Below are 23,379 nucleotides of genomic sequence, written 5' to 3' on the forward strand. Positions count from 1 at the left end.
ATGTTTCTGGCGCGCGCCATACATTTCGACGAGAGCGACCAGAGGGTCTATTTCAATCCGGCGCGCACCGGGGAATGGGCGATCAGCGGCGGATTCGAATTCTCGAACTGGGGCGAGGCCGATCTGACCGGCAAGGCGCGGCAGGCCTTTGCCAATGGCTGGCTGGGGATCGAGACCTTTGGCCGGGTTACGTTTGTGGCGGTCACACAGATCGAGCCACCCGAGATGGAGCGGCTGGAACAGGCGCTGGCACAACATTTTGTGGATGTCTATGGCGCGCCCGATGCCGAGGCGGCGCTGCCCGTCGCGCGCGAGGAACTGCGGCACATGGCGGAACTGTGCGCGGAACACGATCCGAACACTTTGCTGACCGTCGCGCGCGAACTGACCGAAGCAGGAGTACGCGAGCAATATCACGCGATCAAACCCGCCGAGGCCGAGCTGGAACAGTTCGCGATTCACGCCACGCCGGACAGCTGATCGGGCGACTCAGGTTAACGGCCTTGTTTTACACGGCGCCCCGCCTTGGCAGCACAGCGGTATCACGTCGGTATTGCGTCGGTATCGCAGCCGCGAAACGGCCCAAATCGCGATGATGAACGCAGCGGGCGCCATGACGCGAGGGAAAGGCAACGGCGCGGCGCGGCGCTATCCCGCGGCCCAAAGATAAAGCGGCAGGCCAATGGTGATGTTGAAGGGGAAGGACACCCCCAGCGACAGGGTAAGGTAGACCCCGCTTTCGGCCTGTGGCAGGGCGATCTTCATCGCGGCAGGAACGGCGATATACGAAGCCGAGGCCGACAAACCCATCAACAGGAAAAGGCTGCCCGGCCCAAGACCGATGACGCTTCCGGTGATCCAGCCCAGCGTGGCGCCAACCAAGGGCATGACCAGCCCGAAGGCGAACAAACCCGCCGACAGCATGTGCCGGTTCCCGAGCAGGCTGCGCCCCGCGGACAGACCCATGTCCAGCAGGAACAGGCAAAGAATACCGGTGAAGGGCGTGACGATGAAGGGAGCAATCATTTCCATCCCCTCGCCCCCTGTCACCGCGCCGATGGCAAAGGCCCCGGTCAGCAGGACGATCGAGCCATTGGCCAGCAGGTCGCGCCACAAACGGCTGTCGGAACCGGGCGCCGCGCCGCCCTTGACCCGATGCGCCAGCCACAGCGCGGACAGAATGGCGGGCACCTCCATCGCGGCGGCAACGGCCACCATGTAGCCATCATGGGCCAGCCCGACGAGATCCAGAAGGCTGGTGGCGGTGACGAAGGTGACGATCGAGATCGAGCCATAATGCCCGGCGACGGCCGCGGCATTGAGCGCATCGAGCCGGGTCATGGCGCGCAGCAGGGCAAAGGCCACAAACGGGATGGCAAAGGACAGCGCCACCCCGGCCGCGATGGCGACGAAGAGATCGGGGGTGATGCCGTGGGCCGCCAGGCTGGCGCCGCCTTTGAAGCCAATGGCCAGAAGCAGGTAGAGCGACATGAACCTGGCCGCGCCCTCGGGGATCGAAAGGTCCGAGCGGACAAAGGCGGCAAGCAGCCCCAGAGCGAAAAACAGGATCGTGGGTACCAGCAGGCTGCTGGCCAGCGTGTCGAGAATATGCGGCATGGACCACCCGTTTCTTAATGTTCCGGGGGCAATGCCTTGAGTTCCAGATTTTTGGAAATACTATGTTACTAAGTATTAAATAGGTATAGGCTATGTAAATGCGCCCCACCCTGCGCCAGCTTGAATATGTCGTGACCGTGCATCGGCTGGGCCGGTTCGGGCTGGCGGCCGAAATGCTGAATGTCAGCCAACCCAGCCTGTCAGCGCAGATCGCGACGGTAGAGGCCGAGATGGGTTTGCGGATTTTCAAGCGGGATCGCGGAGGAGTGCAGACCACGGCGCGGGGTGAGGAATTCGTGCGCCGCGCGCGGCGCATTCTGCGCGAGTTCGAGAATCTGCGCAGCGCCATGTCGAGCGACCTGCCCTTTGCCGGGCGGCTGCGGCTGGGTGTGCTACCGTCGATCGGGCCTTACCTGTTGCCGCCTGCCGTCAAGGACATTCACGCGCAGGTGCCGGGTCTGCGGGTGGTGGTGCGCGAAGAAAACACCCGCGACCTGGAACTGGGGCTGAAATCGGGGCGGTTCGACGTGATCATCTCGACCCCCGAGGATCACCCGAACACGCATCAGCGCCGCCTGTTCAACGAGCGGCTTTGGATCGCGGTGGCCACGGATGATCCGCTGGCCACGCTGGCCCGCGACGCGCTGGCCGCCGATCTGGAAGGGCGGCTTTTTCTGACGCTGGACCAGAGTCACCGGCTTTCGCGGATCGCCTATGCGCTGGCGGCGGAATGCGGCGGCGTGGTGTCGGACGACTATGAGGGCACGACGCTGGATTCGATTCTGCTGATGGCGGCGTCGGGCACCGGCGTGGCGATTCTGCCGGAACTGTTCGCAAGGCGGCAGGCGGTGCATCGCGACGAGGTTGTGGTGCGGCGGCTTGACGTAGCCAATGCCAATCGCGATCTGGCACTGCTGGTGCGGCGCGAGGACAGCGCCGATTCCGGGCACGACCTGTTGACTACCGCCCTGCGCCGGGTGGCGCGGAAGTATGGGCTTGGGGCCGTGCCCGCGCCCGACACCGGCGGGATCACGGCGCGGCGTTGAAGGTAAAGAGCGTTTCGCCGTTCAGTTTGTAGCCGTCAATCAGCGCCTTGGCGCGGTCGCTGGTCAGCCAGGTTTCCAGCCTGGCGGCGAGATCGGATTTCACATGGGGATGTTTGGCCGGGTTCACCGGCAGGTAGGCATATTGGTTGAACAACACCGGATCGCCCGCGTACAGCAGCGCCAGATCGCCCTTGTTGCCGAAATTCAGCCAGCTGGCGCGGTCCGACAGGATATAGGTGTTCAGGCCCGAGGCGGTGTTGAGCGCCGCGCCCATGCCCGCGCCGACCTCTTTGTACCAGGCCACGTCGCGCGCATCCGCGCCTACGCCTGCCGCATCCCACAGGGATTTCTCTTTCTTGTGGGTGCCGCTGTCATCGCCCCGGCTGACGAAGGGTGCCTGCGCGGCGGCAATCCGGCCCAGCGCGTCGGCGGCAGAGCTGGCGGATGCGATCCCGGCCGGGTCGGCGGCGGGGCCGATCAGGACAAAATCGTTATACATGATCTCGGTCCGATGGGTGCCGTTGCCGGCGGCGATGAAATCCTCTTCGGCCTTTCTGGAATGCACGAGGATGGCATCCACGTCACCCGACGCACCCAGGCGGATGGCCTGGCCGGTGCCCACGACAAGCAACTGCACCTCAAGCCCAAGATCCTTGCGGATCTCCGGCAGCAGCACCTCGGCCAGCCCCGAATTGTGGAACGACGTGGTCACGGCCAGTTTCATCTGATCGGCAAGGGCGCCGGTGGCGGCCAGTGACAAGAGGGCGACAAGCAGGGTTCGTAGCATCATTCGACAATATCTCCGTTGATGAACGCGGCGGCCTCGCGGGTTCGCGGGGCGGCAAAGAATTGATCGGCGGGGGCGGTTTCGTGCAGGGCGCCGCGATAGACGAACCACACGTCGCCCGCCAGGCGACGGGCCTGGCCGATGTCATGCGTGGCCATGACAACGCGGGTGCCACCGGCATGGGCGGCGGTCAGGATCTCTTCGAATTCGCGGGTGGCGCGACCGTCGAGATTGGCACAGGGTTCGTCCAGGAACAGGATTTCCGGGTCACGGATCAGGGCGCGGGCCAGCGCGAGTTTCTGGCGCTCGCCGCCGGACAGGACGGTGGCAAGCTTGGTCGCGCTGTCCGCAAGGCCAACCCGGTCCAGCCAGGTGGCGGCCCGGGCGCGGGCGTCCTTGCGCGGGGTGCCGTGCACGATCAGCGGATAGGCGACATTGTCCAGCGCAGAGCGGCGCATCATGATCGGGGTCTGAAAGACAAAGGCCTGGCGGCGGCGCGCCTGGGCCTCGGGCACCTGCCAGGCGAGCGTGCCGCGCGCCACCCGTTCCATGCCGTGCAGCAGGCGCAGAAGCGTGGATTTGCCCGCGCCGTTGGGGCCCATGACGATGGTCAGCCCCGAAGGCGATACCGACAGCGAAACCGGGCCGACCAGCACCTTGCCCCGGCGGCGCACGGTGGCATCGGTGACGGTGAGCGGCAGGATAGAGGGATTTACCATCGGTCGCTGACCTCTGTGCGCGACAGGCTGTGCACGCCGAGATTCACCAGCACGGCCAGCCCGATCAGGATAAAGCCCAGCGCCAGCGCCAGCGCGAAATTGCCCTTGCCGGTTTCCAGCGCGATGGCGGTGGTCAGCACGCGGGTGGCGTTGTCGATATTGCCGCCCACGATCATGATCGCGCCAACCTCTCCGATGCCGCGCCCGAATCCGGCCAGCGCCGCCGTCAGCAGCGCCCGCCGCCCGTCCCAGAGCAGCGTGGCGATGCGCTGGAACCGGGTGGTGTTCAGCGAGATCAGCAGATCGTGATATTCGGCCCAAAGCTCGCGAATGGCCTGATGCGCGATCGAGGCGATCAGGGGGGTGAGGATGATCACCTGTGCGATGATCATGGCGGTGGGGGTGAACAGCAGGCCAAACACCCCGAATGGCCCGGAGCGCGACAGGAAAAGATAGACGATCAGCCCCACCACCACCGGCGGCAGGCCCATCAGCGCGTTCAGCGTGGCGATGACGAACCGGCGCCAGCGGAACCGGCGCACCGCCAGCCAGCACCCCAAAGGCAGGCCGATGGCGCTGGCGATCACCACCGCCGAAAGGGTGACGCGCAGCGACCGCAGCGAAATCTCGATGAGATCACTGTCCAGTGTGACGATGAGCCGGCCTGCCTGAAGCAGCCCCTGGAGTATTTCGTTCATGGGTTCAGTCTGGCCGTTCTGTCCCGTTGTTGCGCGGTCCGGTTCGTCCGGTTCCGGTCGAAAACCGGCAGCCGCGGCTGTTTTCTTCTTGATTGTTACATTTTCGCGGTTTGACAAGGGGGGAAAGGAAATTGCGCGAACAGGGGCGGGATACGCATGTTTCAGACCCAAAATGTCCGTGCCGCCCGGGGTGGCGCGCCAAAAAGTCCCGCACGGGGCTGCATTGAATTTGGGGTTACAAGATTGGAAAGGCGTCGGCTGGCTTGCGTGCAAAGGGGTTCCCGGCTTTGATGGCGGAACCCATGTCGGCGCAGGAATAACCGGTACTGACACAAAAATAGTGCTTGGCATTATTATGCACATCATGCAATAAATTGGCATTATATTGCCAATGGTCATTTGGGAGGAAATCATGACCACTCGCAGAACAGTTCTTAGTCTCATCGGTGGGGTCGCCGCCGCGGCAATCACCGCAGGCGCAGCCATGGCTCAGGAAGTCACGCTGCGGATGCACCAGTTCCTGCCGCCACAGGCCAATGTGCCCAAGCTGGTGCTGGATGTCTGGGCCGACGCGGTCGAAGAGGATTCGGGCGGCCGGATCAAGGTTGAACGCTACCCGTCGATGCAGCTGGGCGGCAAGCCGCCCGAATTGATGGATCAGGCGATTGACGGCGTGGCCGACATCGTGTGGACCGTGGTCGGCTATACGCCGGGCCGCTACCCGTCGACCGAAGTGTTCGAACTGCCCTTCATGGTCGAGGATGCCCGCGCGGCGTCTTATGCCTATTGGACGATGTTCGACAAATACATGAAGGACGACGAGTTCAGGAATGTGAAGATCCTGGGCACCTGGGTGCACGGGCCGGGCATGTTCCACACCAACAAGCCGGTCGAGAAACCCGCCGACCTGCAAGGCATGAAGATCCGGGGCGGTTCGCGCCTGGTGAACGAATTGCTGACGCTGGTGGGCGCAACTCCGGTCGGGATGCCTGTGCCGGCGGTGCCAGAAGGCCTGTCCAAGGGCGTGATCGACGGCACCACCATCCCGTGGGAAGTGACCGCCGCGCTGAAAGTGCCGGAACTGGTAAGCAACCACACCGAATTCGAAGGCCCGGCGCTGTATAACCTGACCTTCGTTCTGGCGATGAACAAACCGCGCTATGATGCCCTGCCCGACGACCTGAAGGCGGTGATCGATCAAAACTCGGGGCTGGAATTCTCGGTCTTTGCCGGGGGCACCCAGGCCGATGCCGATGGCCCGGCGCGGGAACTGGCCGTGAAGCGCGGCAACAACATCATCACCGTGTCCAAGGAAGACGCGCAGGAATGGGTTGACCTGGTACAGCCGATCTATGCCAGCTGGATTTCGGACATGGCCAAGCGTGGCAAGGACGGTCAGGCGCTGATCGACGAGGCCAGGGCGCTGATGGAAGAATACGAAAAGAACAACATGTGATCCGGACCGGATTGGACATGGACGGGGGCCGCGACGGATGTCGCGGCCCCTTTTTGTTGGGGCAAGACACCGGGACGCTGCGCGGCCACAGACTTTCGAAATCGCATCTTCCGGCCCTGAATGTTGCATTATTTTGCCTATATGAGGCAAATTTTGCTACAAACACCTGCACAAATGTGCATTATCAAGCATAGGCGCGTTGGCCCGTCCGGGGAGGGATGTGCCGATTCGCAGCGCGAGGGAGGACCAGCCATGCCAGACAACGCAAACGCCGCACTGTATTTCGTGGACCGCCATATTGCCGAGGGGCGCGCCGACAAGGTGGCCTTTCGCGAAGCCGACGGTGCCCGGCGCAGCCTGACATACGGGCGGTTGGCGGATGAGGCCGCGCGGTTTGCCGGGGCGCTGTATGCCCATGGGGTGCGGCGCGAGGAACGCATCGCGATGATCGTGCGGGACCAGATCGAATTCCCGGTGATCTTCTGGGGCGCGATGAAGGCGGGGGCGATTCCGGTGCCGCTGAACACATTGCTGGCGGCCCCGGTCTATGACGCCATCCTGAGCGACAGCCGCGCCACGATCCTTGTGGTGTCGCAGCAGCTTTGGGAAACAGTCAAACCGGCGGTGCAGGACAATCGTCACCTGCGCGCGATCCTGGTGATCGGCGAGGCGCCCGAGGGCACCGAGAGCTATACCGCCTTTACCGCCGGCGCCCAGCCGATGGAGACCGTGGACGCGCATGAGGACGAGCTGGCGTTCTGGCTGTACAGTTCGGGATCGACCGGCACGCCCAAGGGTGTGCGGCACGTGCATTCCAGCCTGAAGGCCACCGCCGACACGTTTGGCGCGCAGGTTCTGGACATCCGCGAGGACGACACGGTGTTTTCGGTGGCCAAGATGTTCTTTGCCTACGGGCTGGGCAATGCGATGTCCTTTCCGATGTCGGTGGGCGCCACCACGGTGTTGCTGGGCGGGCGGCCCACGCCCGGCGGGGTGCTGGAGATCATGGCCGAAGAAAAGCCCACGATCTTTTGCGGCGTGCCGACGCTGTTCGCCGCGCTGGTCGCCGAGCAGGAATCCCGGGGCGGGGCACCCGACCACATGGTGCGGCTGTGCACCAGCGCGGGCGAGGCGCTGCCGCGCGAGATCGGCGAGCGGTGGGAAACGCTGTGGGGCTGTGGGATTGTCGATGGGGTTGGCTCGACCGAGATGCTTCACATTTTCCTGAGCAACGCGCCGGGTGATATCGTTTATGGCACCTCCGGCAAGCCGGTGCCCGGATACGAAGTGCGGCTGGTGGACGAGCATGACGAGGACGTGGCCGAGGGCGACGTGGGCGAATTGCTGGTGCGCGGCCCGTCCAGCGCCGAAGGGTACTGGAACCGGCGGCACAAATCGCAATCCACGTTCGAAGGACACTGGACCCGCACAGGCGATAAATACGAACGCGACGCGGCGGGACGATATGTCTATTGCGGGCGCACGGACGACATGTTCAAAGTCTCCGGTATCTGGGTCAGCCCGTTCGAAGTGGAACAGGCGCTGATCGAGCATCCGGCGGTGCTGGAAGCGGCCGTGGTGGCCCGCACGGATGATGACAACCTGATCAAGCCGGCCGCGTTTATCGTGATCAAGGACGGCGCCGACGCGCCCGAGGAGCAGGTTTTGAAGGATTTCGTGAAGGACAGGATCGGCATGTGGAAATATCCGCGCTGGATTTCGGTGGTCGGGGATCTGCCCAAGACCGCGACCGGCAAGATCCAGCGGTTCAGGCTGCGGGAGATTGCGTGATGGCATTGGACTGGAACGCGGGATCGGGGCGGCTGACGGCGGGCGGCAAATCGCTGGAATGGGCCTGTTGGGGGCCGGCACCGGGGGACGGCCCGGTGATCGTGATGCTGCACGAGGGGCTGGGATGCGTCGCCTTGTGGCGCGATTTTCCGGCCCGGGTGGCCGAGGCCACGGGCCTGCCGGTATTCGCGTATTCGCGCGCGGGCTATGGGCAATCCGAACGCGCCAAGCTGCCGCGCCCGCTTGACTACATGACGCGCGAGGCCGTGGATGTGCTGCCCGAACTGCTTGACGATCTGGGCGCGGCGCGGGTGATCCTGCTGGGCCATTCCGACGGCGCGACAATCGCCGCCGAATATGCCGGGCGCGTGGCGGATCACCGGGTGCGCGGGCTGATCCTGATGGCGCCGCATGTATTTGCCGAGCCCGAAGGGCTGGCCGCGATCGTCGAGGCCAAGCGGCTGTATCTGACATCCGATCTGCCGGGCAAGATGGCACAGTTTCACGCCCATCCCGACAATGCGTTCTGGGGCTGGAACGGCGCCTGGCTGCACCCGCATTTCCGCAAGTGGAACGTGGCCGAGGTGATCGATTATCTGCGTGTGCCGTCGCTGGTGATTCAGGGCCGGCAGGACCAGTATGGCACGCTGGCGCAGGTGGCGGAGTTCGAGGAACGCTCTTACGCGCCGGTGGATACGCTGATCCTGGAGGACTGCCAGCACGCCCCGCATCTGGAACACCCCGAGGCGGTGCTTGAGGCGGTGACGGATTTTGCCGCGCGCCTGGTGCGGATCGAGGCGGCCGAGGTCGAAACCGGATGACGGCGGCGCCCCGGTGGCGCCCCGCCTACGCCTATCTCCCCGGCAAGACCCCACGCCATGCCGAGGGCACGTTTGACAGGTTTGCCTTTGATCGCGCGGATCTTGCCGGTTCGGAACGCTGGCAACTGGCCCTGGCCTGTCTGCGCGAGGGGTATTTCTGGGAAGCGCATGAGTTGCTGGAACCGGTCTGGATGGACCTGCCCGAAGACGCGCCCGAGCGGGCGCTGGTGCAGGGGCTGATCCAGCTGGCCAATGCCGGGCTGAAACGGCGCATGGGCCGGGCCGGGGCGGTGGCGCGGCTGGAGATCATGGCGCGGGATTTGCTGCGCGGGGGGCTGGCGGCGGGCGCGGTGATTCCCGGGCTGGACCACGCCGGGATCGCCGAGCTTTGGCAGGCGGTGCTGGGCACGGAAATGGTGCCCAGGTAACTCATGTTTGCAATTTAATGCATATTTTCGCGCCGCCCTGCTAAGATTTCGCCAGCTTTGCCCCACTAATCTTGCGATTTATCGCATTATTGTGCACCAACGGGGTTTACCCGTCCTGCGATTGGCATTATCGTGCACCTTGTCTTTTGACTCGAGGAAGCGCCATGACCAAGCGGATTGATTTTCAGACCGACCCTTCGCATTACCGCCACTGGAAGGTGGACTATGACGGCCCGGTTGCCAGCCTTTACATGGATGTGGACGAGGATGGCGGGCTGTTTGACGGCTATCAGCTCAAGCTGAATTCCTATGATCTGGGCGTGGATATCGAACTGGCCGATGTGGTGCAGCGGATGCGGTTCGAACATCCCGAAGTGAAGGTGGTGGTGATGAAATCCGCCAGGGACAAGGTGTTTTGTGCCGGTGCCAACATCCGCATGCTGGGCGGCGCGGCGCATGGCCACAAGGTGAATTTCTGCAAGTTCACCAACGAGACCCGCAATGCGTTCGAGGCCGCCGAGGAAGATTCGGGCCAGAAATACATGGCCGCCGTCAAGGGCGCCTGTGCCGGGGGGGGCTATGAGCTGGCGCTGGCCTGCAACCACATCATGCTGACCGATGACAGCGCCTCGTCGGTGGCGCTGCCCGAGGTGCCGCTGTTGGCGGTGCTGCCGGGCACCGGCGGGCTGACCCGCGTGACCGACAAGCGCAAGGTGCGGCGGGACCGGGCGGATATTTTCTGCACCATCGAGGAAGGCGTGCGCGGCAAGCGGGCCAGGGAGTGGCGCTTGGTGGACGAGGTGATTTCCAACGCGAAATTCGACGAGGCTGTCGAGGAGCGCGCCAGGGAATTTGCCGCGGCGTCGCCCAAGCCGGACGTGGAAAAGGGCATCGCTCTGACCCCGCTGGCCCGCGAATTCGGCGAGGATGGCAGCGTGGCCTATTCGCTGGTCGAGGTGGCCGTGGACAGGAACGGGCGCACCGCGACAATCACGCTGCATGGCCCGGAAGACGATGCGCCGTCGGATATGGACGCGTTCACGGCGCAAGGGGCCGGGGCCTATATGCTGCGGCTGGCGCGCGAACTGGACGACGCGATCCTGCATCTGCGGCTGAACGAGATGGAGCTTGGCTTTTTGATCTTCCGCAGCCAGGGCGACCCCGCAAAACTGCTGGCGCATGAAAAGCTGTTGCTGGACAATGCCGATCACTGGCTGGCCAACGAGGTGTTGCAATACTGGAAACGGCTGCTCAAGCGGGTCGATGTCACGTCGCGCTCGATGATGGCGCTGGTCGAGCACGGATCCTGCTTTGCCGGCGTGCTGGCGGAACTGCTGTTCGCGGTGGACCGATCCTACATGATGGAGGACGCGTTCGAGGGCGACAATCGCCCGATGGCGGCGGTAACGCTGAGCGAAGCGAATTTCGGGCCGATGCCGATGGGCAACGGGCTGACGCGGCTGGAAACCCGGTTTCTGGGCGAGCCAGAGAGCGTGGACAAGGCCAAAGCCGCCATTGGCGCGGCGCTGGAGGCGGACGAGGCCGATGCCTTGGGCCTGGTGACGGAGATTCTGGACGATATCGACTGGGAAGACGAGATCCGCATCGTGACCGAGGAGCGCGCCAGCTTCAGCCCGGATGCGATGACCGGGCTGGAAGCGAACCTGCGCTTTGCCGGACCGGAAACCATGGAAACCCGGATATTCGGCCGCCTGACGGCCTGGCAGAACTGGATCTTCAACCGCCCGAACGCGGTGGGGGCCGAGGGCGCGTTGCAGCGCTATGGCACCGGCGTGCGCGGCAAGTACGACATGGAACGTGTGTGACGAAGGAGCGGTGCGCAGGATCTGCGCACCCTGCGACAGCCTGTAGGGTGTGCCCGGGGGCGCACCATCCCAATGAGGAGACCCCAAATGCTTGATTTGATCAATGTAAGCTACGACACCCAGATTCCCAACAACGTTGGGCTGTCGTCGGACAAGAAGGTATTGAAGGCGCTGGAGAAATGGCATCCCGGCTATATCAACTGGTGGAACGACCTGATCCCGCAGCAGTTCCAGAAATCGATGGTCTATCTGCGCACCGCCGTGAGCGTGGATCCCAAGGGATGGGCCAAGTTCGACTATGTGAAGATGCCGGAATACCGCTGGGGCGTGCTGCTGGCACCCGAGGTCGAAGGCCGCACCATTCCCTGTGGCGAGCATAGGGGCCAGCCTGCCTGGCAGGAAGTTCCCGGCGAATACCGCAACCTGATGAAGCGCCTGATCGTGATCCAGGGCGACACCGAGCCGGGATCGGTGGAACAGCAGCGTTTCCTGGGTCTGACCGCGCCGTCGTTGTATGACATGCGCAACCTGTTCCAGGTGAATGTCGAAGAGGGCCGTCACCTGTGGGCGATGGTTTACCTGCTTCAGAAATACTTTGGCCGCGACGGGCGCGAAGAGGCGGATGACATGCTGCGCCGCTCGTCGGGCAGTGAAGAGGCACCGCGGATGCTGGGCGCGTTCAACGAGGAAACGCCGGACTGGCTGTCGTTCTTCATGTTCACCTATTTCACCGACCGGGACGGCAAGATGCAGCTGGAATCGCTGGCACAATCGGGTTTTGACCCGCTAAGCCGCACCTGCCGTTTCATGCTGACCGAAGAGGCGCACCACATGTTCGTGGGTGAAACCGGAGTGGGCCGCACGATCGAGCGCACCTGCCAGGTGATGAACGAGCATGGCATCACCGACCCCTACGACACCGACCGCATTCGCGGTCTGGGGGTGATCGACCTGCCGCTGATCCAGAAGAAGCTGAACCTGCATTACACGCTTAGCCTGGACCTGTTCGGACAGGAGGTTTCGACCAACGCCGCCAACGCGTTCAACGCGGGCATCAAGGGGCGGTATCAGGAGAACAGGATCGATGACGACCACATGTTGCAGAGCGACACCTATGTCGTGTGGGACATGGTGGACGGCAAGGCGGTACAGCGCGAAGTGCCCGCGCTGACGGCGATCAACATGCGCCTGCGCGACGATTATACCCGTGACGCGGCGGGCGGTGTGGGCCGCTGGAACAAGATCATTGCCAAGGCGGGGATTGATTTCGAGCTGAAGCTGCCGCACGAGGCGTTCCACCGCAAGATCGGCGTTTTCTCGGGCCACAATTTCGATCCCGAGGGCCAGATCGTAACGGGTGCGGACTATGATGCGGGCCTGCCGGGCTGGCTGCCGACCCATGCGGATGGCGATTTCATCCAGTCGTTGATGAAACCCTGCCTGGAGCCGGGCCAGTATGCCCGCTGGATCGCGCCGCCCAAGGTGGGGATCGACAACAAGCCGGGCGACTTTGAATATGTAAAGTTGCATATGGCATAAAACCGGCGCCGGACGGGGATGACCTGTCCGGCGAAACCGTGTAGGGTGAAGACATGAGAATCGATCGCAATATCGGACATGCCCCGCGCGTCCAGGCCATTGGCCGCAAGCTGATGGAAACGCCGCTGCGCTGTGTGGATTGTACCGAATGCAAGGGCCTGTGCCAGGAGCTGATTGACGTTCTGATGCTGCCCGACATGGTTCTGAAGGCAAAGGACGGCTGACACCGCTCTGCGCCCTGCCCCACACTCTGACAGACCTTTGACCTGGAGCGCCCTTTCGTGACCCAGCCGATAAAACAACACCTGATCGACCCGGAAATCTGCATTCGCTGTTACACCTGCGAGATGACCTGTCCCGTCGGTGCGATCCAGCATGACGACACCAATGTCGTTGTCGATCCCGACATTTGTGAATTCTGCATGGATTGCATTCCGGTCTGTCCCACCGGGTCGATCGACGAATGGCGGGTGGTGGACACGGCCTATTCGCTGGAAGCGCAATATGGCTGGGACGAACTGCCCGAACAGGCCGAGATCGGCGGCGGTGACACCGACGAGGCCGAGGCGCTGGACCCGGCGATTGCCGCGTTGCTGGAGGATGCCCACAAGGGCGCGGGCGGCAAGGCGCGCGCGCCGGCCAGCGCGGCGCGGCCCAGCATCAACCTGTATACCATCGCCAGGCCGGCGACGGCGACGGTGCAGGGCAATTTCCGGCTGACGGCGCGCGATGCCGGAACCGATATCCGGCTGGTGATCCTGAATGTCGACGGGCAGGCCTTTCCGGTGCTGGAGGGCCAGACCATCGGCATTATCCCCCCCGGAACGGATGCGACCGGCAAGCCGCACCTGCCGCGCCTGTATTCCGTATCCAGCCCGCGCGACGGCGAGCGGCCGAATTATGGCAATGTCTCGCTGACCGTAAAGCGCGAGGCGCATGGCGTTGCTTCGAATTTCATCTGCGATCTGAAGGCGGGCGACAGGGTGCAGGTGACAGGGCCGTTTGGCGCGACCTTCCTGATGCCGGATGATCCCGAGGCGCGGCTGCTGATGATCTGCACCGGCACCGGATCGGCGCCGATGCGGGCCTTTACCCAGCGCAGGGCGCGCACGGTGGGCAACAGATCGGGCGGCATGACCATGTTCTTTGGCGCGCGCTCGCCCGAGGAACTGCCGTATTTCGGCCCGCTCAAGAAGCTGCCGGAAACGCTTTTGAAAACCCATATGGTGTTTTCGCGCCTGCCGGATCAGCCAAAGGAATACGTGCAGGACCGGATGATGGCCGAGGAAGAGGCGGTGGCCGCATTGTTGGCCGATCCCAGGACCCACATTTACATCTGCGGGCTGCGCGGCATGGAGGAAGGGGTGGAAAAGACCCTGACCAATATCGCCGAAAGCATCGGCACGCCCTGGGCGGCGTTGCGGGACACGATGCGCGAAGAAGGCCGGTATCACGTGGAGACCTATTGAATGGGCGCGGCACCGGCGTTCACCCATGAGATCCGCGTGACATGGGGCGACTGTGATCCCGCGAAAATCGTCTATACCGCGCGCATCCCGTGGTTCGCGCTGGATGCGATCAACGCCTGGTGGGAGGCGCATCTGGGCGGCGACGGCTGGTTCCAGATGGAGCTTGACCGCAATGTCGGCACGCCCTTTGTGCATATGAGCCTGGATTTTCACAGCCCGATCACACCGCGCCACCGGCTGAAGTGCCAGGTGGATCCGATCGCGCTTGGCGAAAGCTCGATCCGGTTCCGGGTGCTGGGCCGGCAGGACGGTGTCTTGTGTTTCTCCGGTGAATTTGTTTGTGTGTTCATTGTGGCGGACCAGTTTCGGAAACAGGCCGTGCCAGGCGACATCCGGGAGATCGTGACGCCTTTTTTGGTGGCGAAAAACGCATGATATTGCAGCTTTGCCCCTGATCTGCGCCCAATTTGATTGATTGCCCGGCATTTCCGCGCTAATTTTTGCACTATCTTACACCCTTCAGGGCACGAGCGCGGGACGATGGCGGAGATCACCAATTTCAGGGGCGACACCCAGCCGGTGGAACAGATGTCGTCGATCGACCGGGCGGTGCAACAGCTGATCCTGCGGGTGGGCGACCGGGTGCGCAAGGCGCGCGAGCGCAAGGGCATTCCGCGCCGGGTTCTGTCAGAGCGGTCCGGCGTCAGCCCGCGCTATCTGGCGCAGCTGGAGGCCGGGGCCGGGAATATCTCCATCGGACTGTTGGAACGGGTGGCGATCGCGCTGGATCACCGGATCGAGTGGTTCGTGGGCGAGGAAGACCCGTGGACATCCGAGGTGGTGAAGATGGCGAGCCAGTTCCAGACCGCCGACAAGGCCACGCAACAGGCGGTTATGGCGCTGCTGAGCAGTTCCGGGCCGGGCCAGCAAAAGGCACAGCGTATCTGCCTGCTGGGGCTGCGCGGGGCGGGAAAATCCACGCTGGGGCGAATGACGGGCGAAGCGCTGGACCTGCCGTTCCTGGAACTGAACCGCGAGATCGAGGATCACAGCGGGATGCCGGTTTCCGAGGTGATGGCACTGTATGGGCAGGAAGGGTATCGCAAGCTGGAGTCGCAGGCGTTGCAGCGGGTGATCGCCACCCATGACAGCGTGATCCTGGCGGTTGCGGGCGGCATCGTGGCCGAACCGATGACGTATAACGCGCTGCTCAGCCATTTCCACACGGTCTGGCTCAAGGCCAGCCCGGAAGAGCATATGGGGCGGGTACAGGCGCAGGGCGATGACCGGCCGATGGCGGGCAATCCCGAGGCGATGGAACAGCTGCGCGCCCTGCTGAGCAGCCGCGAGCCGCTGTATGACCGGGCCGATGCGCGGCTGGACACCACTGGCAACACGTTGCAGCAATCGACGCAGGCGCTGGTGGCGCTGATCGAAAGCGAAGGTTTTTTGGGATAGGTCGGGCCGGGCGCTGCCGGGGGTTTACCGCTACTCGAAGACCGGCTTGCGCTTTTCCAGAAAGGACAGCACCCCTTCGGCATAGTCGGGGTGCGACCCGGCGATGCCCTGCAAGGCGGCCTCCTGTTTCAGATAGTCATCCAGATCGGTTGCCGTGGCAACGGCGGTCATCGCCTGCTTGATACAGGCCAGCGCGGTGCGCGGCGTGGCGGCCAGCCTGGCGCAAAGCGCCGCCGTTTCGTCGCGCAGCGCCGGGTCCGGCACGGCCTTCCAGATCATGCCCATCGCGGCGGCCTCGTCCGCCGGGATCGCCTCGCCCAGCATCAGCGCCGCCTTGGCGCGCGGCAGACCGAGGCTGTTCACCAGCGCCAGACCACCGCCGGCATCCACCGACAGCCCGACCCTGGAAAAGGACTGGATGAACTTTGCCGATTGCGCGGCGACCACGATATCGCAGGCCAGCGCAAACGAGGCCCCTGCCCCGGCGGCAACGCCATTGACGCTGGCGACCACGGGTTTGGGTGTATTGGCGATGGCGCGCACGATCGGGTGGAACAGTTCGATCTGGATCGCCTCGACATCAAAGGGCTCGGTGCGCCCGCGCGGATCGCGCTCGCCCAGATCCTGCCCGGCACAAAAGCCGCGCCCGGCCCCGGTGAGGCAGATCACGCGGACCGCGTCGTCGGTGGCGACGGTTTCGAATGCGCCGCGCAGCGCCAGCAGCAGGTCGCGGGTGATGGCGTTCAGCCGGTCGGGCCGGTTGAGCGTGAGCGTGGCGACACCATCGGCGACGCGGATCAATACGGGTTCGGTCATGTCGGCTCCTCTTGTCTACGCGATAGCGCAGATTGGCGGAGGCACAAAGCCAAAATGGCGCGCCGCTCAGCCAAGATAGGCACGCAGCGCCGGGGGCGGGTTGTCCAGAAGCGTGGCGGTGTCCTGTGGCGGCAGGGCCTGCCCCCGGGCGACCAGCACGGTGTGCGGGGCGATGCGGCGGGCATCGGCGGGATCGTGGCTGACCATCAGCAGCGTGGCGCCGGACCCCTCCAGAAGCGCCGCCACCAGATCCAGCATCTCGCGCTTCAGCGCCGGGCCAAGCGCGGCAAAGGGTTCGTCCAGCAGGACCAGCGGGCGATCCTGTACCAGCACGCGGGCCAGCGCGACGCGGCTTTGCTGCCCCCCCGACAGCGCGGCGGGCCTGCGTGCGCCCATGCCCGTCAGGCCAACCCGGTCGAGCGCCCGAGCGACATGGCGGGTGTCGCCGGCGTCAAGCCGCAGATCGGGGCGCAGGCCCAGGCCGACATTCTGTGTCACCGTCAGGTGCGGGAACAGGTTGTTGTCCTGAAACAGCATCGCCACGGGGCGCGCGCCCGGCGCGGCGTCGGTGATGTCGGCGCCGTTCCACAAAACGCGCCCTCCCGAGGGATCGAAAAACCCGGCAATCACCGACAAAAGCGTGGACTTGCCCGCCCCGGATGGCCCGATCACCGCGACGCGCGCGCCGGTCGGGACCGTCAGGTTGGCGGCCAGGTGAAAATCGCCCTGGTCGATGCGCAGGTTGTCAAGCGTCAGCAAAACCGCGCCCTCCCTTGTCCATCAGCCAGAACAGGCCGAAGCTGAGTGTCAGAAGCAGCACCGCCGCGCCGGCGGCCGCCTCGATCCGGTAGGCGCCCATGAGGCGGTACATCTGTAGCGGCAGGGTGGCGGTTTCGGGATCGGCAAACAGCGCGATCACCCCAAGGTCGCCCATCGACATCGCCGCCGTGAGCCCGCAGGCAAAGCCAAGGCTGCGGCGGATGCGGGGCAGCAGCACAAGGCGCAGCCAGAGCAGCCCGGTCAGGCCCAGCGACGCGCTGAGCCGCCCGTAGCCCTGAACCACGTCGCGGGTGGCGGGCACAAGGATGCGCAGGGCAAAGGGCAGCGCCATGATCGCGTTGACCACGCCGGTCACGGGCAAGGCCAGCGCGACGGGATCGGCGACCGGATAGATCACGATGAACAGTCCGGTGCCGATCACCAGCGGCGACGCGGCGATGCCCAGCAGGCCAATCGCCTCCAGCCATCCGCGCCCGGTGGCGGCGGCGACAGCCATGGGCAGGGCCAGGGCCAGCATGAGGCCGGTCGAGCCAAGGGCCACCAGAAGCGAGACCCCGGCTGCGCGCCAGACGGCGGAAGGCAACCGGGCCAGACCGGGCAGCCCGTCGGCCAGCACCAGCGCGATTGGCAGAATGAGAAACAGCGCGGCCAGCGCGATCCAAAGCGTGTCGGTGACGCGCAGCGTGGCGGTTTGGGCGTCCCAGCGGCGCGCAGGGCGGTCCAGCCCCGCGCCAAACGTGTCGCGGCGCGACAAGCGCAGCGCGATCAGCGCCGCCATGCCCACAAGCGCGATCTGCACACTGGCCAGCAGCGCCGCGCGCCCCAGATCGAAATCGAAGCGGAACGCCTGATAGATGGCAAGTTCTACGGTGGTGGCCCGTGGCCCGCCTCCCAGGGTAAGCGCGACGGCAAAGCTGGACAGGCAGATGGCAAAGATCACCGCCCCCGCGCCGGGGAGCACGCGGGCCAGCATGGGCCGTTCCAGCGTGCGAAAGATGTCGCGCGGGCCAAAGCCCAGCTGCGCGGCAAGGCGGAAGCGTTCGGCGGGGATGTCCTGCCAGCCTTGCAGGATCAGCCGGGTGGCCAGCGGCAGGTTGAAGAACACATGCGCCAGCACCACCCCGTGCAGACCGTAGATGCTGATTTCCGCCAGCCCGGCCCAGCGCAGGGCAACATTGACAAGCCCGGACCGCCCAAACACGGCGATCAGCCCCATGACGGCCACGATCACCGGCAGGATGAAGGGCGCGCCCAGAAGGGTGATCAGCAGGCCGCGCCCGGCAAAGCGCCGCCGCGCCAGCGCGCGCGCCACGGGGATCGCCAGCGCCACGCTGATCACGGCCGACAGCACGGCCTGCACCAGGGTAAAGCGGATGGCGGCCCATTCCGCCGGGCCCAGCCCGCGTCCGGCCTCGGCCCGAAGGACCACGGCCAGCAGCGTGCCCAGCACGAGCGCGGCAACCAGCGCCGCCGCGACCGCGCCGGGCCAGCGATTTATCGCGACAGCGCGCTCAGCCATTCCGACAGCGCCTCTTCGCGCAGCGCCTGAACCTTGTCCGGCGCCACAAGCAGGCCCTTGTCGGGCACCACGAGGGTTTCAAAGCCCTTGGGAAGGCCCGAGGCCGGGGTGACGGCCGGGTACATCCAGTTGGTGGTGGGGATGATCGACTGGAACCTGTCGGAGACCATGAAGTCCAGGAACCGATCCGCGAGTTCGGGGTGGTCGGAGGTTTTCAGTTTCCCGGCCACCTCGATCTGCATGTAGTGGCCTTCGCTGAATTTCACCGCGTCCTTGGAGGCGTCTTGCTCGGCGATCAGGTGATAGGCCGGGGAGGTGGTGTAGGAGAGCACCATGTCGGCCTCGCCTTCCAGGAACAGGCCATAGGATTCCGACCAGCCCTTGGTCACGGTGACGATATTGTCGGCCAGCGCCTCCCAGATTTCCGGGGCCTGGTCGCCATAGGCGGTCTTGATCCACATCAGCAGGCCGAGGCCGGGCGTGGAGGAGCGGGGATCCTGGATGACAATCCTGAGATCGGAGGCGCCCAGATCGCGGAAATTGGTGGGCGCGTCGAGATCGGCATTTTTCACGAAGGCAAAGACGCCCCAGTCAAAGGGCACGAATTGCGGGTCGTTCCAGCCCAAAGGAAAGGCATAGTCCGCCGACACGGAATGTTCGGCGAACAGCCCGGTATCGCGTGCCGCCGCCGTCAGGTTCGTATCGAGACCCAGCACGATGTCGGCCTGGCTGCGTTCACCTTCGAGCCTGATGCGGGCCAGCAGCGCCGCGCCGTCGCCCGCGCCGACGAATTTCACGTCGCAGGCGCAGGTTTCCTCGAAGGCTTTTTCCACCGCCGGGCCGGGGCCCCAGTCGGAGACAAAGCTGTCATAGGTGTAGATGGTCAGTTCTGGAGTGTCGGCCAGCGCAGTCGTGGCGGCAAACAATCCCGTGGCAATACTCAGATACTTCATGGCATCCTCCATTTGCGACGGGCGGAGCAAGTCGGAGCCATGTCCGTACCTTCCCTCCGCCGGTCTTAACCGGTTCAGGTTCAACGGGTTCGCGAACATCGCATCTCAGCCTTGCCGGACCGGCAGGGCACCCCGAGGTAGGGCGGGTTTTAGGTGGGCGGGCGGTGTGTGGCAAGCGGAATCGGTGGGGGCGCTGCCCCCATCGCGCGCCGGGGCGCGCGATTCCCCCGGAGTATTTCGGGCAAAATGAAGAAATGGGCCTATTTGGCCGGGGTATGCCATTGTCCGGGCATGTCGCGGGTGTCTTCGGGTGCGCGGATGCTGTCGAGGATCGCCAGCGGCGCGGTGAGCGCCTTGCCCAGCGGGTGCTGGCGGACCCGGGCCTTGAATTTTTCGAACTGCATGACGTTTTCGATGCGCCGGTCCAGAAAGGCCCAGGTGGCGGCGTGGCCTTCGCTGTCATCGCCGAGCCAGTAGAGCAGCGTTGCGCTGTAGACGCCCGACAGGGTGGCGCGTTTGGTGTACCAGTTCACATCGCGCGAGCTGTCACCGATGGCGTTCCAGATCGCGTCTGCCGTGCCCCAGATCAGTTCGGCCCCGGTGGGGGCGTGGGCGGGCAGGGAAAACAGGGTGGAGCCGCGACGCACGATCTCGCGGTCGGGGCAGATTTCCAGCCGGGTGCGCAGGGCGTGGGTGATCTTTTCGCGGATCCTGAGTTCGGAAAGGTCTTCGGCGGCGAGCCGTTCCAGCATCAGGGCATCGCCCTGTTTGTGAAAGGCAATGGCAAGATCCACGGCGCCGCGCGGGAACAGCGCCCGCGCCACCACCGGATCGACGCCCGATTCGGCCACGGCGGCGTCGAACGTGGCCTGCGACCAGCCATCGAAGGGCACATGCGGTTCGGCGGCGTTCACAAGACGCTGTGTCGGGTCGGGCGTGTCGGTGGCACTCATGAATGGCTCCTTTGCGGGGTGCATACTAGACAAAGCGAAAGGGCTTTGCTATAGGCCGGGTTCCTGCAATTCCTTGCAACTCCAACTTAGAAAGGTGGTGAAAACCACATGCAGGTTAGTGTTCGCGACAACAATGTCGATCAGGCGCTTCGTGCCCTGAAGAAAAAGCTCCAGCGTGAGGGTGTCTTTCGCGAAATGAAGCTCAAGCAGCATTTCGAGAAACCGTCCGAGAAAAAAGCACGCGAGAAGGCTGAAGCGATCCGTCGTGCCCGTAAACTGGCGCGCAAGAAAGCCCAGCGCGAAGGTTTGCTGTAAGCGCGGCCCGAATGGCGGGCAGCGGATTTCGGATCAAGCCACGCGCGATTCGAAACTGGCCTTTGATCCAGCTTTGGACACAAGAATTGACGACCCCCGTGGCCCGGCCCCGGGGGTTTGTCGTTTTCCGGGGCCGGAAATTTGCAGGGCGCGTCAGTGTTCGTGCGCGGCCTGCGGTGCCAGCCAGCGGGACAGGTACAGGCGTTCGAGGGCAAAAACCGCGACAATGCCTGTGGCCGCGTAAATCACGATCAGGGGATCGCTTTCGAGTTTCATCGCGGTGAACGCCGCCAGCACCACCGCGTCAAACGTCAGGGCCGTCAGCAATACGATCCCGGAGGCGCCGATGTCCTTGCGGCGATAGCGGAAGACGCCCCAGTGCACCACCATGTCCATGATGAGATAGAAGAAGGCGCCCAGCGAGGCGATCCGGCCCAGATCGAAGAACACCGCCAGTGTAGAGGCGATCACGACCGTATAGACCAGCGTGTGGCGCTGGATCGGGCCGGACATACCGAAATGGCTGTGCGGGATCATCTTCATGTCGGTCAGCATGGCCAGCATCCGCGACACTGCGAACACGCTGGCCAGAACGCCCGACGCGGTGGCGACGGCGGCGAGGATCACGGTCAGGAAAAACCCGGTTCGCCCCAGCGCGGGCTGTGCCGCTTCGGCCAGGGAATAGTCGCGCGCGGCAACGATCTGATCGATGGTCAGGCTGGATCCGACGCCGAAGGCGACCAGCAGGTAGACCGCCACGCAGATGCCGATGGAGAGCATGATCGCCCGGCCGACATTGCGGTTCGGGTGGGTGATCTCGGAACCGCTGTTGGTGATGGTGGTGAAGCCCTTGAAGGCGAGGATGGCAAAGGCCATGGACGCGATGAACCCGGTCAGGCCATAGGTTTGCGGGGTTTCCGAGGCGGCGGAGAAGCTGAAGCCGCTGGACCAGATCGCGGCAATGCCGAACAGCGCGATGCCGCCGATCTTGATCGCAGCCATGACCAGCGAGAACAGTCCGACCGAGCGATTGCCGGCGATGTTCACGAGAAACGCGAAAACGATCACCCCGACCGCAAGTATGGGCACCAGCGGACCGCCGTCGATGTCAAACGGGCGCAGGACATAGGTGGCGAATGTGCGCGCCACCAGGCTTTCGGCGATCACCATGCTGAGCGCCATCAAGAGCGCGGCCCCTGCCGCGATCGCGCCAGAGCCATAGCATTTCTGGAGGATCATCGCGATGCCGCCGGACGAGGGCCATTTGTTCGACATCCGGATATAGCTGTAGGCGCTGAAGCTGGTGACAACCGCGCCTGCGATGAACGCCAGTGGAAAGAGCGGCCCGGCCAGCTGGGCAACCTGTCCGGTCAGGGCAAAGATGCCCGCTCCGATCATCACGCCGGTGCCCATGGCGACCGCCCCGCCAAGGGTGATCGAGCCTTTCTGATAGGCGTCGTCGTCGTTCTTCATGTTCTGCATGTCGTTCTGCCTTGTTCGGTTATGCGCGTTCGCCAAGCCTGCCCGAGGGGATTTTGGCGCGTGTGGGCAAAGATAGAGATGTTCCAGATTGCCGGGCCGCCACGTGTGCGGCCCGGTCTTGCTGTGTCGCGCTGAAAGGCACTGCGGGCCCGCGCGCTGGCGGGCCCGAAAGGCTGGAACAAGCGTCCTGTTATTGGGCGGGCACGCCGCCGGATCGCCGGGTGCGTTGCATCCGCCATGTCGTTGTCATGGCGGCGGCTTGCAGCACGAGCACGACCCCGACAAGCCCCACAAAGGGCCACTGCGCCCAATTCGGTTCGGGAGTTTGCCGGTGGAAATCCAGGAAATGGAAGAACAGGAAATAGGCGGTGTGAAGCACCACCAGCCACCACAGCACATAGGCGCCTTGCTGGATGTATTTCCAGACCGAAGCACCCAGCCGTTTCTGGCTGAAATCGTTCGATGTTGCGGCAAGGACAAGCCCATAGACCAGCGCCGCGATCCCAAGCACATTGGCCAGGGCAAACCCGTGCTGCACCATCACATAGCGCCGCAGCTGGGGATGGAACTCGAAGCCGAACAGGCGGGCGAAGTCAAGCTCGACCCAGCCAATCAGGATGATCACGGTATGCACGATCGCGGCAACAACGGCATAGATGCCCAGTTCGCGCCGATATGGCAGGAGTTTCCTGAAAATCCGGGCGGACGACAGGCGTGCAAGCGGGCCAAGCGCCATGGCCACGGCCACAAGCACCATCGAAAGATCGCCCAGCGCCCGGTTGTAGCGGTGCATTTCCGACCATTCGGCCCGCGATAGCAACAGCAGATAGCCCAGCCCCGCGGATATCGCGATGACGAGAAGATGTCTGGTTAGCGTCGGCCTTTTTCTCATGACTCCGATTTCTC

General features: G+C 64.3%; 24 protein-coding genes and 1 riboswitch. Of the genes, 13 read left to right on the forward strand and 11 right to left on the reverse strand.

Translation table 11 applies throughout. The features are described from left to right. On the forward strand, nucleotides 1-480 hold the full coding sequence (locus I3253_RS06870; protein WP_197916964.1) for a DUF6505 family protein: 480 nt from the start codon (nucleotides 1-3) through the stop codon (nucleotides 478-480). A 168-nt stretch (nucleotides 481-648) separates the two neighbouring features. Here I3253_RS06870 and I3253_RS06875 read toward each other — a convergent pair whose 3' ends face one another. Continuing rightward, nucleotides 649-1,617: a sodium-dependent bicarbonate transport family permease gene (locus I3253_RS06875; protein WP_197916898.1), complete on the reverse strand. Its 969-nt coding sequence runs from the start codon at nucleotides 1,615-1,617 to the stop codon at nucleotides 649-651. 98 nt (nucleotides 1,618-1,715) lie between these two features. On the opposite strand from I3253_RS06875, the gene I3253_RS06880 reads away from it, so the two are divergent. Beyond that, a complete protein-coding gene (locus I3253_RS06880; protein WP_197916899.1) occupies nucleotides 1,716-2,663 on the forward strand; it encodes a LysR substrate-binding domain-containing protein in 948 nt (315 codons plus the stop codon). Here the strand turns inward: I3253_RS06880 and I3253_RS06885 are convergent. The 3 genes from I3253_RS06885 to I3253_RS06895 are packed head-to-tail and all read right to left on the reverse strand — an operon-like array spanning nucleotide 2,647 to nucleotide 4,867. After that, nucleotides 2,647-3,450, reverse strand: a complete 804-nt coding sequence (locus tag I3253_RS06885; protein WP_197916965.1) for a substrate-binding domain-containing protein — start codon at nucleotides 3,448-3,450, stop codon at nucleotides 2,647-2,649. The genes I3253_RS06880 and I3253_RS06885 overlap by 17 nt on opposite strands. Then, nucleotides 3,450-4,169, reverse strand: a complete 720-nt coding sequence (locus I3253_RS06890) for an ATP-binding cassette domain-containing protein (RefSeq protein ID WP_197916900.1) — start codon at nucleotides 4,167-4,169, stop codon at nucleotides 3,450-3,452. The genes I3253_RS06885 and I3253_RS06890 overlap by 1 nt, the downstream gene beginning before the upstream one ends. After that, nucleotides 4,163-4,867 carry an ABC transporter permease gene (locus tag I3253_RS06895; protein ID WP_197916901.1) on the reverse strand — a complete coding sequence of 235 codons (705 nt, stop codon included), beginning with the start codon at nucleotides 4,865-4,867 and terminating at the stop codon, nucleotides 4,163-4,165. The genes I3253_RS06890 and I3253_RS06895 overlap by 7 nt, the downstream gene beginning before the upstream one ends. A 412-nt stretch (nucleotides 4,868-5,279) precedes the next feature. Here I3253_RS06895 and I3253_RS06900 point away from each other — a divergent pair, with 412 nt between their 5' ends. From I3253_RS06900 to I3253_RS06945, 10 genes are all read left to right on the forward strand, one after another. Beyond that, the gene (locus I3253_RS06900; RefSeq protein WP_197916902.1) at nucleotides 5,280-6,323 is read left to right on the forward strand and encodes a TRAP transporter substrate-binding protein; all 1,044 of its coding nucleotides are present in this window, start codon (nucleotides 5,280-5,282) and stop codon (nucleotides 6,321-6,323) included. 252 nt (nucleotides 6,324-6,575) lie between these two features. Further along, complete coding sequence (locus I3253_RS06905) at nucleotides 6,576-8,114, forward strand: benzoate-CoA ligase family protein (RefSeq protein ID WP_197916903.1); 1,539 nt, start codon at nucleotides 6,576-6,578, stop codon at nucleotides 8,112-8,114. Next, entirely contained in the window at nucleotides 8,114-8,935 is an 822-nt protein-coding gene (locus I3253_RS06910; RefSeq protein ID WP_197916904.1) for an alpha/beta fold hydrolase, read from the forward strand. Before I3253_RS06905 ends, I3253_RS06910 begins: the two co-directional genes overlap by 1 nt. Then, complete coding sequence (locus I3253_RS06915) at nucleotides 8,932-9,363, forward strand: DUF309 domain-containing protein (protein WP_197916905.1); 432 nt, start codon at nucleotides 8,932-8,934, stop codon at nucleotides 9,361-9,363. Before I3253_RS06910 ends, I3253_RS06915 begins: the two co-directional genes overlap by 4 nt. A 164-nt stretch (nucleotides 9,364-9,527) precedes the next feature. Beyond that, nucleotides 9,528-11,189, forward strand: coding sequence for a 2,3-epoxybenzoyl-CoA dihydrolase (gene boxC, locus I3253_RS06920; RefSeq protein ID WP_197916906.1), 1,662 nt, complete (start codon nucleotides 9,528-9,530; stop codon nucleotides 11,187-11,189). Nucleotides 11,190-11,276: 87 nt separating this feature from the next. Next, entirely contained in the window at nucleotides 11,277-12,728 is a 1,452-nt protein-coding gene (boxB, locus tag I3253_RS06925; protein WP_197916907.1) for a benzoyl-CoA 2,3-epoxidase subunit BoxB, read from the forward strand. 53 nt (nucleotides 12,729-12,781) lie between these two features. Further along, nucleotides 12,782-12,952 carry a hypothetical protein gene (locus I3253_RS06930; protein ID WP_197916908.1) on the forward strand — a complete coding sequence of 57 codons (171 nt, stop codon included), beginning with the start codon at nucleotides 12,782-12,784 and terminating at the stop codon, nucleotides 12,950-12,952. Between the two features lie 57 nt (nucleotides 12,953-13,009). After that, nucleotides 13,010-14,197: a benzoyl-CoA 2,3-epoxidase subunit BoxA gene (gene boxA / locus I3253_RS06935; RefSeq protein WP_197916909.1), complete on the forward strand. Its 1,188-nt coding sequence runs from the start codon at nucleotides 13,010-13,012 to the stop codon at nucleotides 14,195-14,197. After that, entirely contained in the window at nucleotides 14,198-14,632 is a 435-nt protein-coding gene (locus I3253_RS06940) for an acyl-CoA thioesterase (protein ID WP_197916910.1), read from the forward strand. Between the two features lie 105 nt (nucleotides 14,633-14,737). Further along, nucleotides 14,738-15,655 (forward strand): helix-turn-helix transcriptional regulator, encoded by a 918-nt coding sequence (locus I3253_RS06945; RefSeq protein WP_197916911.1) that lies wholly within the window; start codon nucleotides 14,738-14,740, stop codon nucleotides 15,653-15,655. 30 nt (nucleotides 15,656-15,685) lie between these two features. Here the strand turns inward: I3253_RS06945 and I3253_RS06950 are convergent, their stop codons facing one another. From I3253_RS06950 to I3253_RS06970, 5 genes are all read right to left on the reverse strand, one after another. Continuing rightward, on the reverse strand, nucleotides 15,686-16,471 hold the full coding sequence (locus tag I3253_RS06950) for an enoyl-CoA hydratase-related protein (RefSeq protein ID WP_197916912.1): 786 nt from the start codon (nucleotides 16,469-16,471) through the stop codon (nucleotides 15,686-15,688). Nucleotides 16,472-16,537: 66 nt separating this feature from the next. Further along, nucleotides 16,538-17,230 carry a thiamine ABC transporter ATP-binding protein gene (locus tag I3253_RS06955; RefSeq protein ID WP_197916913.1) on the reverse strand — a complete coding sequence of 231 codons (693 nt, stop codon included), beginning with the start codon at nucleotides 17,228-17,230 and terminating at the stop codon, nucleotides 16,538-16,540. Continuing rightward, nucleotides 17,217-18,770, reverse strand: coding sequence for a thiamine/thiamine pyrophosphate ABC transporter permease ThiP (locus I3253_RS06960; protein WP_197916914.1), 1,554 nt, complete (start codon nucleotides 18,768-18,770; stop codon nucleotides 17,217-17,219). Before I3253_RS06960 ends, I3253_RS06955 begins: the two co-directional genes overlap by 14 nt. Further along, complete coding sequence (gene thiB / locus I3253_RS06965) at nucleotides 18,746-19,723, reverse strand: thiamine ABC transporter substrate binding subunit (RefSeq protein WP_197916915.1); 978 nt, start codon at nucleotides 19,721-19,723, stop codon at nucleotides 18,746-18,748. Before thiB ends, I3253_RS06960 begins: the two co-directional genes overlap by 25 nt. 34 nt (nucleotides 19,724-19,757) lie before the next feature. Beyond that, nucleotides 19,758-19,868, reverse strand: a riboswitch (TPP riboswitch). A 115-nt stretch (nucleotides 19,869-19,983) separates the two neighbouring features. Continuing rightward, nucleotides 19,984-20,676: a COQ9 family protein gene (locus tag I3253_RS06970; protein WP_197916916.1), complete on the reverse strand. Its 693-nt coding sequence runs from the start codon at nucleotides 20,674-20,676 to the stop codon at nucleotides 19,984-19,986. Between the two features lie 108 nt (nucleotides 20,677-20,784). On the opposite strand from I3253_RS06970, the gene rpsU reads away from it, so the two are divergent. After that, nucleotides 20,785-20,991: a 30S ribosomal protein S21 gene (gene rpsU, locus I3253_RS06975; protein WP_005614280.1), complete on the forward strand. Its 207-nt coding sequence runs from the start codon at nucleotides 20,785-20,787 to the stop codon at nucleotides 20,989-20,991. 153 nt (nucleotides 20,992-21,144) lie between these two features. On the opposite strand, the gene I3253_RS06980 is transcribed toward rpsU, so the two are convergent. Together I3253_RS06980 and I3253_RS06985 are read right to left on the reverse strand one after the other, a co-directional pair. Beyond that, the gene (locus I3253_RS06980) at nucleotides 21,145-22,473 is read right to left on the reverse strand and encodes an APC family permease (RefSeq protein WP_456300820.1); all 1,329 of its coding nucleotides are present in this window, start codon (nucleotides 22,471-22,473) and stop codon (nucleotides 21,145-21,147) included. A gap of 190 nt (nucleotides 22,474-22,663) precedes the next feature. After that, nucleotides 22,664-23,365 carry a ferric reductase-like transmembrane domain-containing protein gene (locus I3253_RS06985; protein WP_197916917.1) on the reverse strand — a complete coding sequence of 234 codons (702 nt, stop codon included), beginning with the start codon at nucleotides 23,363-23,365 and terminating at the stop codon, nucleotides 22,664-22,666. Between the last annotated feature and the right edge of the window lie 14 nt (nucleotides 23,366-23,379).

It is taken from the genome of Thiosulfatihalobacter marinus (assembly GCF_016019955.1).
Lineage (GTDB): Bacteria > Pseudomonadota > Alphaproteobacteria > Rhodobacterales > Rhodobacteraceae > Shimia > Shimia marinus_A.